At 68.6% G+C, this 18,563-nt stretch carries 18 protein-coding genes; 8 read left to right on the top strand and 10 right to left on the bottom strand.

Annotated features, from left to right (window positions below; genetic code table 11):
• The first annotated feature begins 9 nt into the window (after positions 1-9).
• On the top strand, positions 10-1,023 hold the full coding sequence (locus FHU31_RS02815; protein WP_167155644.1) for an alcohol dehydrogenase catalytic domain-containing protein: 1,014 nt from the start codon (positions 10-12) through the stop codon (positions 1,021-1,023).
• A gap of 6 nt (positions 1,024-1,029) precedes the next feature.
• On the opposite strand, the gene FHU31_RS02820 is transcribed toward FHU31_RS02815, so the two are convergent.
• From FHU31_RS02820 to FHU31_RS02840, 5 genes are read right to left on the bottom strand one after another with little or no spacing between them, the layout of a single operon-like run.
• Complete coding sequence (locus FHU31_RS02820; protein WP_208410120.1) at positions 1,030-2,478, bottom strand: aminotransferase class I/II-fold pyridoxal phosphate-dependent enzyme; 1,449 nt, start codon at positions 2,476-2,478, stop codon at positions 1,030-1,032.
• Positions 2,475-3,641 carry an amidohydrolase family protein gene (locus FHU31_RS02825; RefSeq protein WP_167155647.1) on the bottom strand — a complete coding sequence of 389 codons (1,167 nt, stop codon included), beginning with the start codon at positions 3,639-3,641 and terminating at the stop codon, positions 2,475-2,477. The genes FHU31_RS02820 and FHU31_RS02825 overlap by 4 nt, the downstream gene beginning before the upstream one ends.
• On the bottom strand, positions 3,628-4,914 hold the full coding sequence (locus tag FHU31_RS02830; RefSeq protein ID WP_167155650.1) for an aspartate aminotransferase family protein: 1,287 nt from the start codon (positions 4,912-4,914) through the stop codon (positions 3,628-3,630). Before FHU31_RS02830 ends, FHU31_RS02825 begins: the two co-directional genes overlap by 14 nt.
• Positions 4,911-6,395 carry an APC family permease gene (locus tag FHU31_RS02835; protein ID WP_167155653.1) on the bottom strand — a complete coding sequence of 495 codons (1,485 nt, stop codon included), beginning with the start codon at positions 6,393-6,395 and terminating at the stop codon, positions 4,911-4,913. The genes FHU31_RS02830 and FHU31_RS02835 overlap by 4 nt, the downstream gene beginning before the upstream one ends.
• 35 nt (positions 6,396-6,430) lie before the next feature.
• Positions 6,431-7,750 (bottom strand): type I glutamate--ammonia ligase, encoded by a 1,320-nt coding sequence (locus FHU31_RS02840; protein ID WP_167155656.1) that lies wholly within the window; start codon positions 7,748-7,750, stop codon positions 6,431-6,433.
• A 116-nt stretch (positions 7,751-7,866) separates the two neighbouring features.
• Between FHU31_RS02840 and FHU31_RS02845 the strand changes: the two genes are divergently transcribed.
• From FHU31_RS02845 to FHU31_RS02860, 4 genes are all read left to right on the top strand, one after another.
• Positions 7,867-8,658 (top strand): class II glutamine amidotransferase, encoded by a 792-nt coding sequence (locus FHU31_RS02845; RefSeq protein ID WP_167155659.1) that lies wholly within the window; start codon positions 7,867-7,869, stop codon positions 8,656-8,658.
• Positions 8,659-8,693: 35 nt separating this feature from the next.
• On the top strand, positions 8,694-9,533 hold the full coding sequence (locus tag FHU31_RS02850; RefSeq protein WP_263988183.1) for a MurR/RpiR family transcriptional regulator: 840 nt from the start codon (positions 8,694-8,696) through the stop codon (positions 9,531-9,533).
• A 25-nt stretch (positions 9,534-9,558) separates the two neighbouring features.
• Positions 9,559-10,176 carry a TetR/AcrR family transcriptional regulator gene (locus FHU31_RS02855; RefSeq protein ID WP_167155662.1) on the top strand — a complete coding sequence of 206 codons (618 nt, stop codon included), beginning with the start codon at positions 9,559-9,561 and terminating at the stop codon, positions 10,174-10,176.
• Positions 10,177-10,280: 104 nt separating this feature from the next.
• Positions 10,281-10,967: a hypothetical protein gene (locus tag FHU31_RS02860; protein WP_167155665.1), complete on the top strand. Its 687-nt coding sequence runs from the start codon at positions 10,281-10,283 to the stop codon at positions 10,965-10,967.
• 16 nt (positions 10,968-10,983) lie between these two features.
• On the opposite strand, the gene FHU31_RS02865 is transcribed toward FHU31_RS02860, so the two are convergent.
• Both FHU31_RS02865 and FHU31_RS02870 read right to left on the bottom strand, forming a co-directional pair.
• A complete protein-coding gene (locus FHU31_RS02865) occupies positions 10,984-11,829 on the bottom strand; it encodes a MaoC/PaaZ C-terminal domain-containing protein (protein ID WP_167155668.1) in 846 nt (281 codons plus the stop codon).
• 63 nt (positions 11,830-11,892) lie between these two features.
• Positions 11,893-13,245: a 3-oxoacyl-ACP reductase gene (locus FHU31_RS02870; protein WP_167155671.1), complete on the bottom strand. Its 1,353-nt coding sequence runs from the start codon at positions 13,243-13,245 to the stop codon at positions 11,893-11,895.
• 46 nt (positions 13,246-13,291) lie between these two features.
• On the opposite strand from FHU31_RS02870, the gene FHU31_RS02875 reads away from it, so the two are divergent.
• The gene (locus FHU31_RS02875; protein ID WP_167155674.1) at positions 13,292-14,590 is read left to right on the top strand and encodes an acetyl-CoA C-acetyltransferase; all 1,299 of its coding nucleotides are present in this window, start codon (positions 13,292-13,294) and stop codon (positions 14,588-14,590) included.
• 126 nt (positions 14,591-14,716) lie between these two features.
• On the opposite strand, the gene FHU31_RS02880 is transcribed toward FHU31_RS02875, so the two are convergent.
• A complete protein-coding gene (locus tag FHU31_RS02880; protein ID WP_167155677.1) occupies positions 14,717-15,838 on the bottom strand; it encodes a TDT family transporter in 1,122 nt (373 codons plus the stop codon).
• Between the two features lie 26 nt (positions 15,839-15,864).
• Between FHU31_RS02880 and FHU31_RS02885 the strand changes: the two genes are divergently transcribed.
• On the top strand, positions 15,865-16,773 hold the full coding sequence (locus FHU31_RS02885; protein ID WP_167155680.1) for a TIGR03564 family F420-dependent LLM class oxidoreductase: 909 nt from the start codon (positions 15,865-15,867) through the stop codon (positions 16,771-16,773).
• A gap of 220 nt (positions 16,774-16,993) precedes the next feature.
• Positions 16,994-17,317 carry a helix-turn-helix domain-containing protein gene (locus tag FHU31_RS02890; protein WP_167155683.1) on the top strand — a complete coding sequence of 108 codons (324 nt, stop codon included), beginning with the start codon at positions 16,994-16,996 and terminating at the stop codon, positions 17,315-17,317.
• On the opposite strand, the gene FHU31_RS02895 is transcribed toward FHU31_RS02890, so the two are convergent.
• Positions 17,314-17,907, bottom strand: a complete 594-nt coding sequence (locus FHU31_RS02895; RefSeq protein ID WP_167155686.1) for a ClpP family protease — start codon at positions 17,905-17,907, stop codon at positions 17,314-17,316. The genes FHU31_RS02890 and FHU31_RS02895 overlap by 4 nt on opposite strands.
• A 28-nt stretch (positions 17,908-17,935) precedes the next feature.
• Positions 17,936-18,535 carry a ClpP family protease gene (locus FHU31_RS02900; protein WP_167155688.1) on the bottom strand — a complete coding sequence of 200 codons (600 nt, stop codon included), beginning with the start codon at positions 18,533-18,535 and terminating at the stop codon, positions 17,936-17,938.
• Between the last annotated feature and the right edge of the window lie 28 nt (positions 18,536-18,563).

The raw sequence follows: 18,563 nt of genomic DNA on the forward strand, positions 1-18,563 counted from the left end.
GATTCACCTATGACCACACATCGCGCCGTCCACGTCGCCGCGGCCCAGGGGCCACTCGAGCTCGTCGAGGTGGCGACGTCCTCGCCGCCGCCGGGGCATGTGCGCATCGCCGTGCAGGCGTGCGGAGTGTGCGGGACCGACCGCGAGTTCGTCGCGGGTCATTTCCCGGGAATGTCGTGGCCGTTGACCCCAGGGCACGAGATCGCCGGCACCATCGCCGAAATCGGTTCGGGTGTCGAAGGTTTCGCTGTGGGTGAGCGCGTCGCGGTGGGCTGGTTCGGTGGTAACTGCAATCACTGTGGGCAGTGCCGCAAGGGACAGTTCATCCACTGCGAGAACGGTCAGGTGCCCAGCTGGCAGTACCCGGGCGGATATGCCCAGTCGGTGACGGCGCCGGCGACTGCGCTGGCCCGGATTCCGGAGGCGTTGTCCTTCGTCGACGCGGCGCCGATGAGCTGCGCCGGAGTCACCGTCTATCACGCGCTGCGGTCGACGCATGCGGTGGCCGGGGACCGGGTCGCGGTGCTTGGGGTGGGCGGGCTCGGACACCTCGGCATCCAGTTCGCGCGGGCCATGGGCTTCGAGACCATCGCCGTCGCGCGTGGCCAGGACAAGGCCGACGACGCCCGTCGGTTCGGCGCGCACCACTATGTCGACTCGACGGCCGGCGATGTCAGCGAGTCGCTGCGCGCGCTCGGCGGTGTCGCGGTGGTGCTGGCCACCGCGGCCAACGCCGCCGCCATCGGCCAGACGGTCGGCGGCCTGAATCCGCGCGGCGAGCTGATCGTCATCGGGGTGTCCGCGGACCCCCTGCCGATCAGCCCGCTGGACCTCATCACCCCGGCGCTGACCGTGGCCGGGCACCCGTCCGGGACCGCGGCCGATGTCGAGGACACCATGAACTTCGCTGTGCTGCACGGTGTCCGGGCCCAGATTCAGCAGTACCCGCTGGAGCAGGCGGCCGACGCCTACGCCGCCATGGAACAGGGCCACGCCCGGTACCGCGGGGTCATCACGATCTGAGCCGGCTCAGCGCACCACTTTGACGTGGTCGAGCATCGGGTCTGACGCGCTGATCGGGGTGCCCGACGCCCGCAGCGCGCGCAGTAAGGCCACCGCGTCGCCGGTCAGCCGCTCGCCCGGCATCACCAGCGGGATCCCGGGCGGGTACGGGGTGATCGCCTCGGCCGCCACCCGGCCGGTCGCGTCGGCCAGCGCAACGGTCGCGTCGGCGGCGAAGAACGCCTCGCGGGGGGTGAGCACCGGTTCGGCGCGCAGCGCCAGCAGATCGCCGACCAGTCCGGCGTCGCTGCCGCCGGCGCGGGTGCCGGCATGTGTGCAGACCTCGGCGAAACCGTCGACCAGCCGGTCCATATCGCGATCGGTGTTGCCGATGGTGGTGATGCACAGAATGTGCCCGGGCCCGCTCAGTTCCGGCTGTACACCGTGCACCCGGTTGAGCCGTGCCATCACCTCACGGGCGTCGGCAGCCAACCCGCCGGTGCCGATGAGCAGTTTGGTCTCGTCGAGATGGCAGAACCCGGTGCCCGGGCCGGTGGCGTCGGAGCCGCGGAGGACCTGCAGTCCGGGTATCGCGGCCAGCCGCTGGGCCGTCCGCCGCGCCCGCTGCAACGTCTCGGTGAGCAGATCGCGTCCATGACAAGCCATCTGGCTGCGGGCCAGATCGATGGAGGCCATGATGGCGAAATGTGGGCTGGTGGTCTGTACCAGCTGAAGTGCCCGCCGCACCGTTGCCGGGTCCAGTCGTTCGGGATCGATGTGCAACACCGCGGCCTGGCTCAACCCCGAGAGGATCTTGTGTACCGACTGCACCGTGGCCGCGGCACCGGATCGTTCGGCGGCCGGTGGGAGATCGTCGTGGAACGCGAAGTGCGGTGAGTGCGCGCCGTCCACCAGCAGCGTGGCCCCGAACCGCCGGCACAACGCGTCCAGGGCGGTGATATCGGCGGTCGTGCCGTAGTAGGTGGGGTGCAACAGCCACAGGGCCTTCGCGCCGCTGTCGGTCAGGCCCCGTTCCACCACCTCGGCGTCCAAGCCGTGTGCCACACCGAATCGGCTGTCCCACTGCGGTTCCAGCCACACCGGCCGGGCACCGGACTGGACCAGCCCGGCCAGCACCGACTTGTGGGCGTTCCGCTGCACCAGCACCGGTTCGTCGGGACGCAGCGCCGACAGGGCTACCGCGATGTTCCCGCCGGTGGACCCTTGCACCATGATGAAGCTCTGGCCCACCCCCCACGCGTCGGCGATCAGGCGTTCGGCGTCGGCGATCGGCCCCTCCGGGCAGTGCAGGGTGTCCAGGTCGGGCAGGTTGTTCAGGTCGATCGCCGCGATGTTCGCACGGAACCACGGGTCCATGGTGCGTCCGCCCTTGTGCCCCGGGCTGTAGAACGGTGCCTGATCGCGTTCGACGAATCGGCGCAGTTCGTCGAAAAGCGGTGCCCCGGAATGATTCAAAGCCCGTAGACCCGACGGGCGTTGTGGACACCGATCATGTCCACGATCCGGATCGCGTCCTCGACCGAGCAGTCACCGCGGTGGATCCAGCCGCCCAGTTCCAGACCCATCGCGCGGCGCCACAGCACCGATCCCAGCAGGTGCAGCTCGGGTGGTCCGAAAGCGTCGGAGGAGTACAGCTGCTTCGCGAACGGTGCCGTCTCCATGGCCTCGGCCACCAGTGCGGTCGAGCGCACGCCGAGGTAGTTGATACCAAGGCCCACATCGAAATTCACGTGGTCGAAGGCCTGGGCCAGATAGCCGGCCTGGCGGTGGAACGGGTAACAGTGCAGCAGTAGCACCGGGACGGGGACCATGGTGCGCAGCAACGGCAGCAACAGCAGCGGATCGGTGCGCTGCAGATCCAGGTCGCGGTCGCCGAACCCCACGTGCACCTGGATCGGCAGCTGCCGTTCGGCGGCCTCGTGTACCCCGAAGGCGATCAGCACGGGGCTGTCCACCCGTGTGGACGGCCGGGCGGCCAGCGCGCGGGCATGCTCGACGACCTGTGTATCCGACGGACGTGACCAGTCGATATCGAATCCGGTGCGGTAGGCGGCGATCGTCTTGGTGCCCACGATCTCCGGATTGGCCGCCGCCGCGGTCAGTGCCGCGCGGAACGCCTCCGGGAACGCCTCGGCTGCGGTACCCGCCTCCAGCAGATCCTCGGCGAGGCGTTCCAGGCGCAGGATCTCCGAGCACGGGGCGCCGCTCAACTCGGTGAGGCGTTGTGGGGTCGAGATGAGATCGCCCTTGAATCCGGTGTCCACCACCCAGCGGGCGACCCGCGCCGGCGGCAGGAAGACGTCCGCGAGCTCACCGGGGGTGAGTTCGGTGCGTCGCTTCCAGTAGGTGTCGGCATCGGCGAAGGCATCCAGGCCCAGCAGTGGCGCACACCAGCGCCGCAGGGAAAGGCCCAGCGGAGAATCGAATTGGGTCATGAACCCGGGGATGGGGTCGGTCGAGCCCTCATTGATGGACTCTTCGAATCCGGCCCGGTCGACGGGTTCGTTGAACACCCCGTGCACGTGGTGGTCGACCAGCTCGACGGTGCGGAGATGGTCGGCCAGTTTCTCGGGCACCTGCACGCGATCGAACACGTCGATGACGTCACCAGCCGGCATAACGGGCCACCTCCTCGGCGTCGACGGTACCCGTCGCGGCATCGGCGATGGCCGCTCCGATGATCTCGGCGCCCCGCAGGGCCTCGTCCTCGGTGAGCACCAGCGGCGGCGTCACCTCCAGGACATTGCCGCCGACGTAGTAGACCACCGCACCCAGTTCCCACGCCCGGTACACCACCTGGGCGGCCAGCCGCGCATCGCGGTCCCCGGTCGCCGGGTCCACCAGTTCCACCCCGATGGCCAGCCCCCGCCCGCGGACGTCGCCGATCCGGTCGGTGTCCAGTGCGCGCAGCGCATCCGTAAGCACCGCGCCGACTTTCGCGGCGCGCTCGGCGAGCTGCTCCTCGACGATGGTGGCCAGCACGGCGCGCCCGGCGACCGTGCAGACCGGATTGCCCGCGGTGGTCAGCAGTGCCGCGGCGGGCGGGTGGTCCAGCAGATCGGCCGGACCGACCGCGGCCGAGAGCGGGAGGCCCCCGCCGAGCACCTTGCCGAACGTGACGATATCGGGCACCACCCCGTCGTGCTCGAAGGCGTGCAGGGTGCCGGGCCTACCCAGCCCCATCTTCACCTCGTCACAGATCATCGGGACACCGAACCGCCGGCACAACTGGTGCAGCCGGGCCAGGAAACCGTCCGGCGGCACCACCAGCCCGCCGTCGGACAGGATCGGTTCGACGATCAGGCAGGCGATCTGCCCCTGGGACAAGTGCCGCTCGGCCAGCACCAGGCAGGTTCCCACGTCATCGGGGCCGTGCGGCCGGAAAGGGTTGGGGTAGGGCAGAAAGACCGCATCCGGGTCGGGTGCCACGCCGGCGTCGACGTGCACGCCGGAGACACCCATGGCCACCCCCACCCCGCCGTGGTAGCTGTGCTCGAAGGCCAGCACGGTGCGTCTGCCGGTGCCGTGCCGGCACGCCCGCAGGGCGACGTCGTTGGCGTCGGATCCGGCGTGCCCGAGGTAGACGCGGCGCTCACCGGTGCCGGGCACGAGCGCCAGCAGATCCTCCGCCAGCCCGACCGAATCCGGGTGTACCGCCGACAATCCACCGGAACCGGGTGCGGTGCGCACCGCCCTGCTGACTGCCTCGGCGACCGCCGGATGCCCGTGGCCGAGCCCGGAGGCGGTCCAGGTGGCCGACAGGTCCAGCAGTTCCCGGCCGTCCGGGGTGACCAGCGTGCTGCCGTGCCCGGACACCACCTCCAGTGGGAAGAACCGCAGCTTCTCGATTCCGGCAATGGCGGCCTCGTCGCGTTGGTACAGCGTCGTCACTGCGCACCCGGCAATTGCAGTTCGGCGGTCAGCGACTCACCGACCCGTTTGGCGATACCGGAGGCGGCCAGCGCGATGATCAGTCCGACCAGGCACCAGTACAGGCCGAGCAGCGGTGCCGCCGTCCAGGTTTCGGCGTCCTTGACGTTGAACCACAACACCACCGCGATCACCACCGCGCCCAGTAGCGGCAGTGTCAGGCCGGCCACCTTGCCGTGCCCGCCGTGCACCGAGAGGAACTTGGGGGCGCCGACGAACCATGCCGCGGCGATCTCGACCAGCAGGTAGCACACCATCAGGCACACCGAACCCGCGACCGCGAACAGGAAGTACGTGTCGATGGCCGGGTTCCCGGTGCCCATATCGGGCCAGCCGACGGCCCCGCAGATCACGTCGACCACCAGCGCCAGGCCCACCACCAGCCAGGTGGCCCGGCGCGGGCCGCCGGTGGCCGGATGGATGTGGGCCAGGGCGCGCGGGCCGAATCCGTCGCGGCCGAACGCGTAGAGCATGCGGCCGGAGGTGGCGGCGGTGGCCATGTGGCAGCCGAATGCGGCGACGGTGGCGGTGAAGATGATGAGCAGGCTGAACCACTGGCCGATATAGGTGCTGCCCAGATCGCCGAGGGTGTTGCCGGACCCCTGGAAGGCGGCCAGACCGGCCTGGTCCGTACCGAATCCGATGACCTGGGCGAACATCACGACGACGAACAGCACTCCGGTCAGGATCAGGGTGCCGCCGAGTGCGCGCGGGATGTTGCGGCCGGGGTTGTCGGTCTCCTCACCCATCGAGGCGCACGCCTCGAACCCGGCCCAGGACAGGAAGGCCGCCACCACACCGGAGATCACCGCGGACGCGGAGACACCGCTGCCGGAGAACGAGAACACGCTGAAGTCCACCCCGGTGGACGGGGCCCCACCGCGGGCGAAGATGACGACGACGAGGACGACCATCGCCAGGATGCCGACCCCCTCGATGGCCAGCAGGATCTTGGCCAGCAGGGCGACGTCGCGGCCGGCCAGCAGCACCGAGATCACGGCACCGATCACCACGGGCACCAGCCAGGGCAGCTGGTAGGGGTGCTCACTGCCGGCCTGGAGCTGGGCGATGAAGGCGTTGGTGAAGGCCGCGGTCAGGGCCAGTGTGCCGATGCAGAAGCCCACGTAGGCACCCAGCATCGCGAACCCGGAGAAGAAGCCGGCCCGTGGCCCCACGGTGCCGCCGACCAGGGCGTAGGCGGAGCCGGCGTGGTTGAGGTGGCGGGTCAGCCGGACGAAGCTGTAGCCGACCAGGGACACGCCGATCAGGCCGATGACGAAGACCAGCGGCAGGGCCTTGCCGACGGTGGCGATCAGGCCCTGACCGTTACCGGACATGGCCAGCGTCGGCCCGACGGTGGCGACGGACAGGGCCAGTGCCACCCAGAACGGCAGCCGCCGTCGCGGCAGTTGGTCTGTCTCGGTGGGTGTTTCGGTGCTCATATGCGATTCCTCCAGGAATTCGGCGGTGGTTGGGGTCAGCAGCTCCAGGCCAGTCGCAGCGCTGCGATGGCATCGGTCAGCGGCCGGCTGCCGAAGGTGCGCTGTTCGTAGCGGCGAACGGCGACCAGGGCGTCGATGACAGCCGGGGTGAGTAATTCGGCTGCGACCGTTGATCTTTCGAAGATGTCCAGCACGGTGTCCTGATCGGCGGGCAGTGCCTCGACGGTGCCCGCGGGATCCTCGGCGACTTCGTCGGGCAGTGGCAGTTTCCGGTCGATCCCGCGCAGGGCGCTGCCGAGGAAGGCGAGCATGGCGAGATACGGGTTGGCACTGGGATCGATGATCTTCAGTTCGACGTTGGCGCCGTGCGGGTTTCCCGGGGTGGCGGCGACGAAGCGGACGGCCGCTTCGCGGTTCTCCAGACCCCAGCAGCGTGCCGCACCCGCCCAGTTGCCCGGCTGCAGGCGGGTGCCCGACAGGACCGAACCGGCGTACACGCCCAGCAGATCGGGCAGCGTGTCCAGCACACCGGCGATGGCGGATTCACCTGCGGGCCGGATCCCGTGCGGTCCGTGGCCGCCGGAGAACAGCGGACCCTGCTCGTCCGCCAGGGACAGGTGCAGGTGTGCGCCGTTGCCGGCCTCTCCGAAGAACGGGACGGGTGAGAAGGAGATCTTCATCCCGTGCCGGGCCGCGGTGCGCCCGATCACGATGCGGGCCAGGATGACCGCGTCGGCGGCCGCCACCGGCGCGGCGGGTGGCAGCGACATCTCCAGCTGATCGTGGCCGTACTCGGTGTGCAGTTGTTCGAAGGCCAGCCCGGCCCGGTCGGCGTCGGCGGCCAGATCGGTCAGGAATGCGGCGTGGTGCAGTGAGGTGCGGATGCCGTAGGGGGACCAGGGTTCGGCCGTGACATGGCCGCCGTCCTCGGTGAGCATGGTGCATTCCAGTTCGGCGCCGACCAGCGCCGTCAGGCCGTGTCCGGCCAGGGCGGACTCGGCGGCGCCGAGCAGCGAGCGCGCGCACAGGGGCGCGGCGTCGCCGTTCTGATCGCCGAGGCGGGCCGGCGCCCAGGCGATGCCGTCGCCGATCAGATGCAGGTCGGCGGGGTCGATCCGCAGCCGCTGATCACCGACGACGCCGATATCCGGGGTGAAGGCGATACCGCTGTCGACGCAGAACACGCTCCACGACGGGGAGACCCCCATGCCGGAACGGACGAAGGCGCCCAGCCGGTGTACGGGGACGTACTTGGCCCGGGTGACGCCTGCCAGGTCGGTCATCGAACCGGCCACCAGGGCGACGTTGTCGGCGCGCAGCCGATCCACGAGTTCCCGCTCGGTGTCTGCTGTCATCGACGACCTCCCTCGGTAGTGGTTCGGCGGAAACGTTATGTCATAAATGTTTCAGAATCTTTAAGATGCACGTATCGAAGAAATATTCATAAAATAATCTCGGATAGGGGGAAGTCATGTGTCGCTTGCTGGGTGTGGTCTGCGCTGAGCCGATCTCGATCGAGAAGGCGGTGGGTGCGCACGTCCTGAAGGACTTCGTGGCGCTCACCCAGGTGCACGGCGACGGCTGGGGTATCGCCGCCGCCGGCGAAGGAGGGCCGCGCGTGCACGTCAGTGCCCAGAGTGCGGTGCGCGATCAGGCTTTCCCCGCGTATATGCAGGACTGGCGCTCGACCGGCAGCATCGTGCATCTGCGTTGGGCGACAAGCGGTCTGGCGGTACGGCCGGAGAATTCGCACCCCTTCGTGGCCGACGGTCTGGCGATGGCGCACAACGGTTCGATCAAGCCGGGTGAAGCCCTGGACGCCCTGCTCGAACCGGGTATCGCCGCATCGCTGCACGGCACCACCGACAGCGAGAAGTACTTCGGCATCATCCGCGCGCACCGGCGCCGGACCCCGGACCTCATCGAGGCGGTGCGCGCCGCAGTGGCCGATGTCCGTGCCCACTATCCGGACGCCAGCCTCAACGCCCTGCTGCTCGGTGAGGGACAACTCATCGCCGTGCACGCCAACGCCCGCAGCATTCTGTCTGCTGAGGACGTCGCCGAGATCAGCGTCACCGATCTGCCCGCCGAGCACCTGGAGGACTACTTCGGACTGCGCTGGGCCCGCTCGGCGACCGGCGCACTGATCGTCGGCTCCACCGGGTTCGGCGATCTGGACTGGCAACCACTGCCGCCGGAGAGCGTCAATGCCATCTCCCTGCATGACCAGGTGATCACGACGGTGCCGGTCATGGCAGATTGACAGGCGTGACCGCCGACCCGCAGCCTCCACAGTCCGTGGCGACACGGACCAGCGCGGCGCTGCCGATGCTCAGCAAGGCCGAGCGCAGGGTCGGTCGCGCCCTGCTGGCCGACTACCCGAGCGCGGGGCTGGCCAGTGCGGCCAGGCTGGCGCAGCGGGCCGAGGTCAGCCCGCCCACGGTGCTGCGGTTCGCGCAGTCACTGGGCTACGACGGGTTCGCCGACCTGCAGGTGGCGTTGCGCGCCGAACTGTCGGCCCAGTCCAGTGGGCCCATCAGCCGGGTGTCCGACGCCCCACCGGCGGGCAGTCTGCTGGACCGGTTGCTGCACCACGGCCGGGCCCAGAGCGATCGGGCCGTCGAGACGCTGACGCAGTTGCCCGCCGCGGCAGTGGAGGCGGCCGTCCGGCTGCTCGCCGATACCGACCGCACGGTGTACTTCCACGGCGGCCGGTTCTCGCATTTGCTGGCAGCCCATCTGGCGGCGCATCTGGAGCAGCTGCGGCCGGGTATCCGCGTGCTCGGCGATCCCACCGGCCGCGACCTGGGGGCACTGCTGGAACTGGACCGCTCCGACGTGCTCGTGCTGTTCGACTTCCACCGCTATCAGCGCAGCGCCGCTGAACTGGCCGCCCGTGTCCACCGGGCCGGTGCCACCGTGCTGCTCATCACCGATGACCTGGCCTGCCCGGTGGCCCCGGACGCCGAGGTGGTGCTGGCCGCCTCGAGCTCGGTCGGCACCACCTACCAGAGCATGGCGGCCGGGTTTTTGCTGACCGAGTTGCTGGTGCCGCTGGTGATGGACGCCGTCGGCGAGCCCGCCAGGACCAGGATGGCGCTCTGGGAGGAGCAGCGGCGAGGCGAATTACTGTCCTGACCGCACCATTGCCTACGCTGGTCCGATGGCAGGTGGAACGAAGCGATTGCCGCGCGCCGTGCGTGAGCAGCAGATGCTCGACGCCGCTGTGCAGATGTTCTCGGTGAACGGCTATCACGAGACGTCGATGGACGCCATCGCCGGCCAGGCCCAGATCTCCAAGCCGATGCTCTACCTGTACTACGGCTCGAAAGAGGAACTGTTCGGCGCCTGTCTGGACCGGGAGCTCAACCGGTTCGTCGAGGTGGTCCGCGGTGACATCGATTTCACGCTGAGCCCAAAAGACATGCTGCGCAACGCTGTCGGCGCCTTCCTCGGCTACATCGACAAGAATCGGTCGTCCTGGATCGTGCTCTACAGTCAGGCCACCAGTTCGCAGGCGTTCGCCCACACGGTGCGTGAGGGCCGCGAGCGGATCATCGACCTGGTCGGTCGGCTGCTGCAGTCGGGCACCCGAAACCCGGAGCCGAACGCGGATTTCAACATGATGGCCGTCGCGCTGGTGGGCGCCGGTGAGGCCATCGCCGACCGCGTCAGCACCGGGGACGCCGATGTGCAGGACGCCACCGAGCTGATGATCAACCTGTTCTGGCGCGGCCTGAAGGGTCGGCCGTCCGCGGACAAGGCTGTCGACACCGCGTAACACTGTGCCGTAGATCACCGTTCGGTTTCGGTTTCGATCTCCGACTACACCTTGCATGACTTGCCCTCATCGGAGGGCGGGCTGGTGACATGGGGGGATGTCTCATGGCCAACAAGCGTGGGCTGGACGGGTTTCTGTCCCGTCCCGGCGACGCCTTCGAAACCGGCGTCTTCCTGCCTGCCCGGCAGGTCATGTCGTTTCCCGAGGTACTGGCGGACTACAGGAACAGTGAAGCGCTGCAGCGCTTGCTACCCGAGGTGTCGCCGTCGCACTACCACGCGGACGAGGATCGCCATCTGCTCGACGCGGAGGCCGGTCGGCTGGACGACGAGCGGATGGTGGCGGAGATCGCGCGGTACCACGCCGCACGTCGGGAGTCGTCGATGCTGGCGATGATCAACACCGCGCTGCCGCTCGGGCGTAGCGCGAACCTCTCCGGTGGGCAGGAGTATCTCCTGCGCGTGGCCCGGGACGAACGGGACAGGCTGGGCCAGCCGGTCATGGCCGACCTCTCCCGTGCCGGCGCGGCGATGCGGAAGCTGATCTGCGAGAAACTCGACGCGCTGAACTCGAACTCGGTGACGGTGGCCGCAGACGGCGACACTTTGATCGATGGCACCGGTGCGCCCGCCGCGGTACTCGGGCAGATGTGTCCCACCTGCTGGTATGCGACGCGCGCCGCACTGGCGCAGCGCGCCATCGACGATGAGCCGAACCCGGTGTTGGGACAGGGACTGCTCGACCCGTCGTCGGTGGCGATTCTCTACGTCCTGGTGTTGGTCACCTTCTGAACGCGTGGCCTGCGAACTAGAGCGGCCTTACCGTCGCCGTCAGGTGCGGGTAGCCCTTCTTCAGGTGGCGCAGCGCCAGGTTCCAGCCGTCCGCGTCGTGGTCCACCCACAACCCGGCCTTGGCCGGCAGCAGCACCGGCTTGCCGAACTTCACGGTGTAGCTAACCGCGTCGGGCAACTGACCCTCGATATTGGCCAGCACCGCCGCGGCGCTGTACATGCCGTGTGCGATCACGGTCGGGAAGCCGAACAATTTGGCGCCCAACGAGTTCGTGTGAATCGGGTTGTGGTCGCCGCCGATCGAGGCGTAGGAGCGGATCTGCCCCGGCGTGATCGACAGCACCGCGTTCGGCGGCGGCAGCTTGGGCTGCTTGGCGGGTTCGGGACGCGGCTCACCGGACAGGCTGGTGCGCTGCTGGTGCAGGAACGTGGTCACCTGGTGCCACGCCACATCGTTGCCGATCTTGATCTCGGTGACGATGTCGACGAGCAGGCCCTTGCGGTGCTCGCGCAAGTTCTCCGCATGCACCGCCACGTCCAGGGTGTCGCTGACCGCGATGGGCCGGTACTGGGTGATGCGGTTCTCGACATGCACCGAACCCATTGCGGGGAAGGGGAAATCGAAACCGGTGACCAGTGACATCACGGTCGGGAAGGTCAACGCGAAGGGATAGGTCAGCGGCACGGTGTCGCCGAACTTCAGACCCGTCACCCCCGCGTACGCCGCGACATTGGCCGCGTCGATCCGCACATCGGACACGTGCACCGTCCGGTCCGGCAATCCGCCGGTACGCGGCACGAACGGCAGCGCGCCGGCCACCGCGCGCGCCATGTTCAGCAGGCCGTTGGGCTGCTCGCTCATCAGTGCCTCCGGTTCTTCGCGCAAGCGCTCATCGGTGCCTCCGGTTCTTCGCGCAAGCGCTCATCACGCCCCCAGCAGGGCTTGCCCGCAGACCCGGATCGTGTTGCCGGTCACCGCATTCGACGCCGGGCTGGCGAAGTAGGCGATCAGCTCGGCGACGTCGACGGGCTGGCCGCCCTGGAACAGCGAGTTCAGCCGCCGGCCCACCTCGCGGGTGGCCAGCGGGATCGCCTCGGTCATCTTGGTCTCGATGAATCCGGGCGCCACCGCGTTGATGGTGATGCCCTTCTCGGCCAGCGACGGCGCCAGTGCGTCCACGATGCCGATCATGCCGGCCTTGGTGGTGGCGTAGTTGGTCTGACCGCGGTTCCCGGCGATACCGGCCATCGACGACAGACCGATCACCCGGCCACCCTCGCCGAGCGCACCCGCGGCGACCAGTCCTTCGGTGAGGTTCAGCGGCGCAAGGAGATTCACGGCGATGACGGCGTCCCAACGAGCCTCGTCCATATTGGCCAGCAGCTTGTCGCGGGTGATGCCGGCGTTGTTCACCAGGACGTCCACCTTGCCGGCGTGATGTTCGGTGACATGCGCGATGATGGCGTCGACTGCTCCCGCCGAGGTGACATCCAGCGCCAGCGCGGTGCCGCCGACCTTCTTCGCGGTCTGCGTCAGCGCCTCCTCGGCCTGCGGCACGTCGACCGCCACCACGGCGGCGCCGTCACGGGCGAACACCTCGGCGATGGTCGCACCGATACCGCGGGCCGCGCCGGTCACCACGGCGACCTTGCCGGCCAGCGGCTTGTCCCAGTCGGCGGGCGGCACCGAGTCGTCCGCGCCGACCCGGAACACCTGGCCGTCGACGTAGGCGGACTTGCCGCTCAGGATGAAGCGCAGGGTGGACTCCAGGCCCGTCGCGCCGGCCTTGGCGTCGGCGGCCAGGTAGACCAGCGACACCGTCGCGCCGTGGCGCACCTCTTTGCCCAGCGAGCGGGTGAAGCCTTCCAGGGCCCGCTGCACGATGTGCTCGTGCGCGGTTGGCGACTCGGACGGGGTGGTGCCGATGACCACCACGCGGCCGGAATGCCCCAGGTTGCGCAACACCGGGGTGAAGAACTCGTAGAGCGCCTTCAGGCCGGCGGGTTCGGTGATGCCGGTGGCGTCGAACACCAGCCCGCCGAACGAATCGGCCCAGCGGCCGCCGATGTTGTTGGACACGACGTCGTAGTCGCCGGCGAGGGCGGTGCGCAACGGTTCCACGACGCGGCCCTCACCGCCGATCAGCAGTGAGCCGGCGAGCGGCGGTTCGCCGGCTCGGTAACGACGCAGGGTTTCGGGCTGGGGTACGCCCAGTTGCTTGGCCAGGAACGATCCGGGCCCGGAGTTGACCACTTGGGTGAACAAATCGGAAGCCATGGGATCTAACTTACTCCAGAGTAAGAACGCCGGGTAACATTGGGATATGGCTAACACGAATTCTCGCCGCGTCGCGATCCTCGGCGGTAACCGGATCCCCTTCGCCCGCTCGGACGGCGCTTACGCCAACGCCTCCAACCAGGACATGTTCATCGCCGCGCTGGACGGTCTGATCGACCGCTTCAGGCTCCAGGGTGAACGCATCGGCATGGTGGTCGGTGGTGCGGTGCTCAAGCACAGCCACGACTTCAACCTGGTCCGCGAGAGCGTGCTGGGCAGCGCCCTGTCGCCGTATACCCCGGCCTATGACCTGCAGCAGGCCTGCGGCACCGGCCTGCAGTCGGCCATCTCGGTGGCCAATGGAATCGCCTTGGGCCAGTACGACTCCGCCATCGCCGGTGGCGTCGACACCACCTCGGATGCCCCCATCGCCTTCGGTGACAACCTGCGGCACGTGCTGCTGAGCCTGCGTCGCAGCAAGTCCAACCTGGACCGGCTCAAGCTGGTGGGCAAGCTGCCCGCCGCGGTCGGGGTGGACATCCCCACCAACGGTGAGCCACGCACCGGCCTGTCGATGGGCGAGCATGCCGCCATCACCGCCAAGCAGTTCGGCGTCAAGCGCGTCGACCAGGACGAGCTCGCCGCGGCCAGCCACCGCAACATGGCCGCCGCCTATGACCGCGGCTTCTTCGATGACCTGGTCACCGGCTTCCTCGGGCTGTACCGGGACAACAACCTGCGGCCCGAGTCGTCGCCGGAGAAGCTGGCCAAGCTCAAGCCCGTCTTCGGCGTGCGGGGCGGTGACGCCACCATGACCGCCGGTAACTCCACCCCGCTCACCGACGGCGCGTCGGTCGCCCTGCTGTCCACCGAGGAGTGGGCCGCCGAGCGCAACCTGCCGGTGCTGGCCTACTTCGTCGACGGCGAGACCGCGGCGGTCGACTACATCAACGGCCCCGACGGCCTGCTGATGGCGCCCACCTACGCAGTGCCGCGACTGCTGGCCCGCAACGGGCTGACCCTGCAGGACTTCGACTTCTACGAGATCCACGAGGCCTTCGCGTCGGTGGTGCTGGCGACCCTGGCCGCCTGGGAATCCGACGAGTACTGCAAGGAGCGCCTCGGCTTGGATCAGGCACTGGGCTCCATCGATAGAACCAAACTCAACGTCAACGGCTCGTCGCTGGCTGCAGGGCATCCGTTCGCCGCCACGGGTGGCCGCATCGTCGCCCAGTTGGCCAAGCAGCTCGCCGAGAAGAAGAAAGAGACCGGTAAGCCGGTGCGCGGCCTCATCTCGATCTGCGCGGCCGGTGGCCAGGGCGTGACAGCAATCCTGGAAGCCTGACCAGTCCCGACAGAATCTCGAAAAAAGTTTCCGGATACCTGTAACGCTGCGCGGAAGTGCGTCGATACACCGGATAGCTCCGTGTTGCCGTCTGACCCCCCGACCCGACGGCAACACGGGGCATTTTCATTTCCCGCTGGTCTTGGGCTCCTTCGAAGCCCTGATCGGCCCCGGCGCGGCCGGCGCGAACAGGCTGCCCGCCAGGCTCCCGCGGGCCGTCCGCACCGCCACCAGGCCCCAGGTGCAGAGCAAGCCGACGTAGGCCGCCACGGCCGCCACCTCGAACGCCGGCAGCCCGGTGTGCACGGCCAGCTGCGTGGTGCCGGTGACGAAGGTGCCGACCGGAAAGGTCAGGCTCCACCAGGTCAGGGCGAACGGCATCCCGCGGCGCAGGGTGCGCACGGTCAGCGCGGTGGCCAGCGAGATCCACAACACCGCGAAGCCCCACACCGGAACGCCGAACAGGATCGCGAACACGCTCATCCCGGCCGCCACGTCGGCGGGGGCGGCCAGCACGGCGTTGGTGCCCAGCAGCCCGGCCGCGGTGATGCCCTGACCGAGCGGCCCCAACACGATCCACAAGGTGGGCACCCGCGCCGTCCCGGACGTGCCGTAGTGCATCAGTCGGCTCCAGATCAGGCTGATGATGATCAGCGCGGCGATCAGCGACAGCCCGAACATCGCGTAACAGCCGTAGAGCATGGTGGTGCGACCGGTGCCCGGCACCATGTGCGGAATCAGCAGGGCACCCGCGGCGGCCGACACCATCGGCGGCACCACCGGCATCAGCCAGCCGCCGAAGGCCGCGTCGGGACCCACATCGATCTGGGTGAACATGATGAAGGGGATGGTCATGGCGGTGAACAGCCCACCCACGGTGCCCGCCGTCCACAGCACCCAGTCGATGTCGACGGCCAGCCGCTCACCGATCAGGTCACGGCCGACCAGGATGGCACCGGTGCCGACGGTGAGCAGCGCCATCGGGGCGGCGCCGTAGAAATGGGCCATCTGCGGGTTGCGCGCGTGGCTGCGCGCCACGGTGGGGTGGCGCACCCATTGCACCGTCACCGCCACCAGCAGTACCACCAGCAGTGCCGCGGCCACCACCCACACCACTTCGGCGAAGCCGCGCAGTCCGGGTAGATGAATCGGTAATGTCGCGCCCGCGGTCGCAACGATGCCCGTCCCCATCACCGATGCGAACCAGTTCGGCCCGAAATTTCCCAGCCGTGGCTGCTGCGTGGTCATGGTGCGACATTCAACAGGAGCGCGGCATGCAGGTAAGTCTGTTCGGGTCGTTGAGTGGCGGCGGTTCGCCGGTGGACGCCACCGTGGAATACCTCGCCCGGGCCCGCGATGAGGGGTTCCGGCGGGTCTGGATGACCCAGATGCCTTACGAGCCTGACCTTCTCACCGTGCTGGCCGTCGCCTTTCGGGAGGTCGACGGGATCGAGGTCGGCACCGGGGTGGTGCCCATCCAGAATCAGCACCCGATGCAGATGGCGCAGCGCGCGTTGACCCTGAACCTGATTGCCGGCGGGCGGTTCATCCTGGGACTGGGCATGACCCACGCCGCCGTCACCGAGGGCATGTGGGGCATCCCGTGGGACAAGCCGGTGCGTCGGCTCAATGAGTATCTCGACGGGTTGCTGCCGCTGCTGGCCGGCGAGCCCGCGGATGCGCCGGGGGAGACTGTGACCACCCGTGGCGCCCTGCAGATCGCCGGTGCCCCGCGCCCGGACGTCTACCTCGCCGCGCTGGGCCCACAACTGCTGAAGATCGCCGGGCGCCGCACCGAGGGCACCATCACCTGGATGACGGGTCCCAAGACCCTCGGTGGTCATGTCGGTCCGGCGTTGCGGGCCGCGGCCGGGGAGCGTCCGGTGCGCGTGGTGGCCGGATTGCCGGTGGCCGTCACCGATGACGTCGACGGTGCCCGCGCCCGGGCCGCCGAGCAGTTCGCGATGTACGGGCACCTGCCGTCGTACCGGGCGATGCTGGACCGCGAGGGTTATGCGGGTCCCGCCGACGCGGCCCTGATCGGGGACGAGGCGACCGTGACGGCCCGGGTCGAGGAGCTCAAGGCGGCCGGTGTCGACGAGTACGTGGGTGTGCTTTTCGATGCATCGCCGGAGGTCAGGGCCCGTACCCGGGCGCTGCTCCGGTCGCTGGATTCGGACTGAAATTACCTCTGGTGTGATCTTGATCACGGGCGTACATTCGTCTGCACGACGGGTTCGGGAAGTGACAGATCCAAAGAGCCGGAACAAGAGGTGAAGATCCGGCCGCGTGCCATACCGAAAGGTAGTGAAGACGCCCCTCAAGTGTCCTTCCCGAACCCGCCCATTTGTGCTCATGGCGAACAGGCAGGCGCCCGGCCCTCCCGGCGGCGAAGATACGGGGATGGGCGAGGTCATCCGTATCCATCCCGGTATCCACCCCCAGCGCGAGGCGCCGGAACCGCTGTGGCGTGAGGTCCTCGGCCGTCGGCTCCGCGAAACCCGCCATGAACAGGGGCAGCGTCTGGTCGATGTCGCCGCGCGGGCCGGCGTGTCACCGCAGTACCTCTCCGAGATCGAACGTGGCCGCAAGGAGCCGTCCAGCGAGATGATCGCCGCGGTGTGCGGGGCGTTGCGCACGGACCTGGTCCGGCTACTCGGTGGCATCTCGGCAGATCTCAGTCGCCCCACCCGGCCTGTGCGCGGCCCGATGTTGATGGCGGCCTAGGGGTTTCGCTGGTCCAGGACGCGGTCGGCCAGGCCGTAGGCGACGGCTGCGTGGGCGTCGAACACCCGATCGCGATCGGTGTCGTGCCGTAGCTGTTCGGTGCTGCGCCCGGTGTGCCGCGCCAGGATGGCTTCCAGCTGGCCGCGCACCCGCGCCACCTCGTCGGCTTGCAGGATGAGATCGGGAATGGTGCCGCGGCCCTGCGCGGCGGGCTGGTGCAGCACCACTCTGGTGTGTGGCAGTACCGCCCGGCGGCCCGGTGCACCGGCGGCCAGCAGTACCGCCCCGGCGGCGACGGCCTGACCGATACACGTCGTCGCCACCGGTGCCTTGATGAACCGCATGGTGTCGTATACCGCCAGCATCGCCGACAGGTCGCCGCCTTCGGAATTGATGTAGAGCGCGATCTCCTGCTCGGGGTTGTCGGCCTCCAGGTGCAGCAGCTGCGCGATGAGCGCGTTCGCGACGCCCGGGTCGATCGCGGTGCCGAGGTAGACGATGCGCTCGCTGAGCAGGTGTGAGTAGACGTCCATGATGCGCTCGCCACCGCTGGTACGGGCGACCACGTTGGGGATGGTGTAGGTGCTCATATCTGTCGATTCCCTCGGCAAGCCTCGCTCATGCGTGAATTCCCAACTGCTGCCTCTGATTCGGCGCTATCTGGGTGAAGTCGCCGACGATGTGGTCGATGAATCCGTACTCCCGCGCCTGCTCGGCGGTGAACCAGCGGTCGTGCAGCGAGTCGGTGAAGATCCGGTCGATCTCCTGACCGGTGTCCGCGGCGATGAGGCCGAGCACGGTGTCGCGGGTATATCGCAGATCGTCGGCCTGGACTTCCACCTCGACCGCCGACCCGGCGATCCCCGCTGATCCCTGGTGCATCAGGATGCGCGCGTGCGGCAACGCGAAGCGTTTCCCCGGCGTGCCCGCGGACAACAGGAATTGCCCGGCGCTGCACGCCAATCCGAGAGCAAGCGTGCCCACATCCGCGGGGACCAGCCGCATCACGTCGCGGATGGCCAGCATGGCCGGCACCGATCCGCCGGGGGAGTGGATCCACAACCAGATATCGTCGCCGGAGTCGGCGGCCAGCGTCAGGAACTGGGTGACCAGCACGGTCCCGTTGTCATCGTCGAGTGCGCCGTCGAGTACGAGAACTCTCTTGCGGTACAGGTCTTCGCGTAGTTGTCTGCTGAACAGCGGTGGCTTCTCTGTCATTCCTCGACAATGCAGCCTGCCGACCCGA

The organism is Mycolicibacterium fluoranthenivorans (assembly GCF_011758805.1).
GTDB classification, from domain to species: domain Bacteria; phylum Actinomycetota; class Actinomycetes; order Mycobacteriales; family Mycobacteriaceae; genus Mycobacterium; species Mycobacterium fluoranthenivorans.

What these genes read in the sequence shown, in the direction of transcription:
- FHU31_RS02880 (WP_167155677.1), bottom strand. Translation starts at nt 15,838, where the DNA reads ATGACCACGCAGCAGCCACGGCTGGGAAATTTCGGGCCGAACTGGTTC.
- FHU31_RS02840 (WP_167155656.1), bottom strand. Translation starts at nt 7,750, where the DNA reads ATGACAGCAGACACCGAGCGGGAACTCGTGGATCGGCTGCGCGCCGAC.
- FHU31_RS02875 (WP_167155674.1), top strand. Translation starts at nt 13,292, where the DNA reads ATGGCTAACACGAATTCTCGCCGCGTCGCGATCCTCGGCGGTAACCGG.
- FHU31_RS02835 (WP_167155653.1), bottom strand. Translation starts at nt 6,395, where the DNA reads ATGAGCACCGAAACACCCACCGAGACAGACCAACTGCCGCGACGGCGG.
- FHU31_RS02855 (WP_167155662.1), top strand. Translation starts at nt 9,559, where the DNA reads ATGGCAGGTGGAACGAAGCGATTGCCGCGCGCCGTGCGTGAGCAGCAG.
- FHU31_RS02900 (WP_167155688.1), bottom strand. Translation starts at nt 18,535, where the DNA reads ATGACAGAGAAGCCACCGCTGTTCAGCAGACAACTACGCGAAGACCTG.
- FHU31_RS02865 (WP_167155668.1), bottom strand. Translation starts at nt 11,829, where the DNA reads ATGAGCGAGCAGCCCAACGGCCTGCTGAACATGGCGCGCGCGGTGGCC.
- FHU31_RS02870 (WP_167155671.1), bottom strand. Translation starts at nt 13,245, where the DNA reads ATGGCTTCCGATTTGTTCACCCAAGTGGTCAACTCCGGGCCCGGATCG.
- FHU31_RS02895 (WP_167155686.1), bottom strand. Translation starts at nt 17,907, where the DNA reads ATGAGCACCTACACCATCCCCAACGTGGTCGCCCGTACCAGCGGTGGC.
- FHU31_RS02825 (WP_167155647.1), bottom strand. Translation starts at nt 3,641, where the DNA reads ATGCCGGCTGGTGACGTCATCGACGTGTTCGATCGCGTGCAGGTGCCC.
- FHU31_RS02815 (WP_167155644.1), top strand. Translation starts at nt 10, where the DNA reads ATGACCACACATCGCGCCGTCCACGTCGCCGCGGCCCAGGGGCCACTC.
- FHU31_RS02845 (WP_167155659.1), top strand. Translation starts at nt 7,867, where the DNA reads ATGTGTCGCTTGCTGGGTGTGGTCTGCGCTGAGCCGATCTCGATCGAG.
- FHU31_RS02885 (WP_167155680.1), top strand. Translation starts at nt 15,865, where the DNA reads ATGCAGGTAAGTCTGTTCGGGTCGTTGAGTGGCGGCGGTTCGCCGGTG.
- FHU31_RS02860 (WP_167155665.1), top strand. Translation starts at nt 10,281, where the DNA reads ATGGCCAACAAGCGTGGGCTGGACGGGTTTCTGTCCCGTCCCGGCGAC.
- FHU31_RS02890 (WP_167155683.1), top strand. Translation starts at nt 16,994, where the DNA reads ATGGGCGAGGTCATCCGTATCCATCCCGGTATCCACCCCCAGCGCGAG.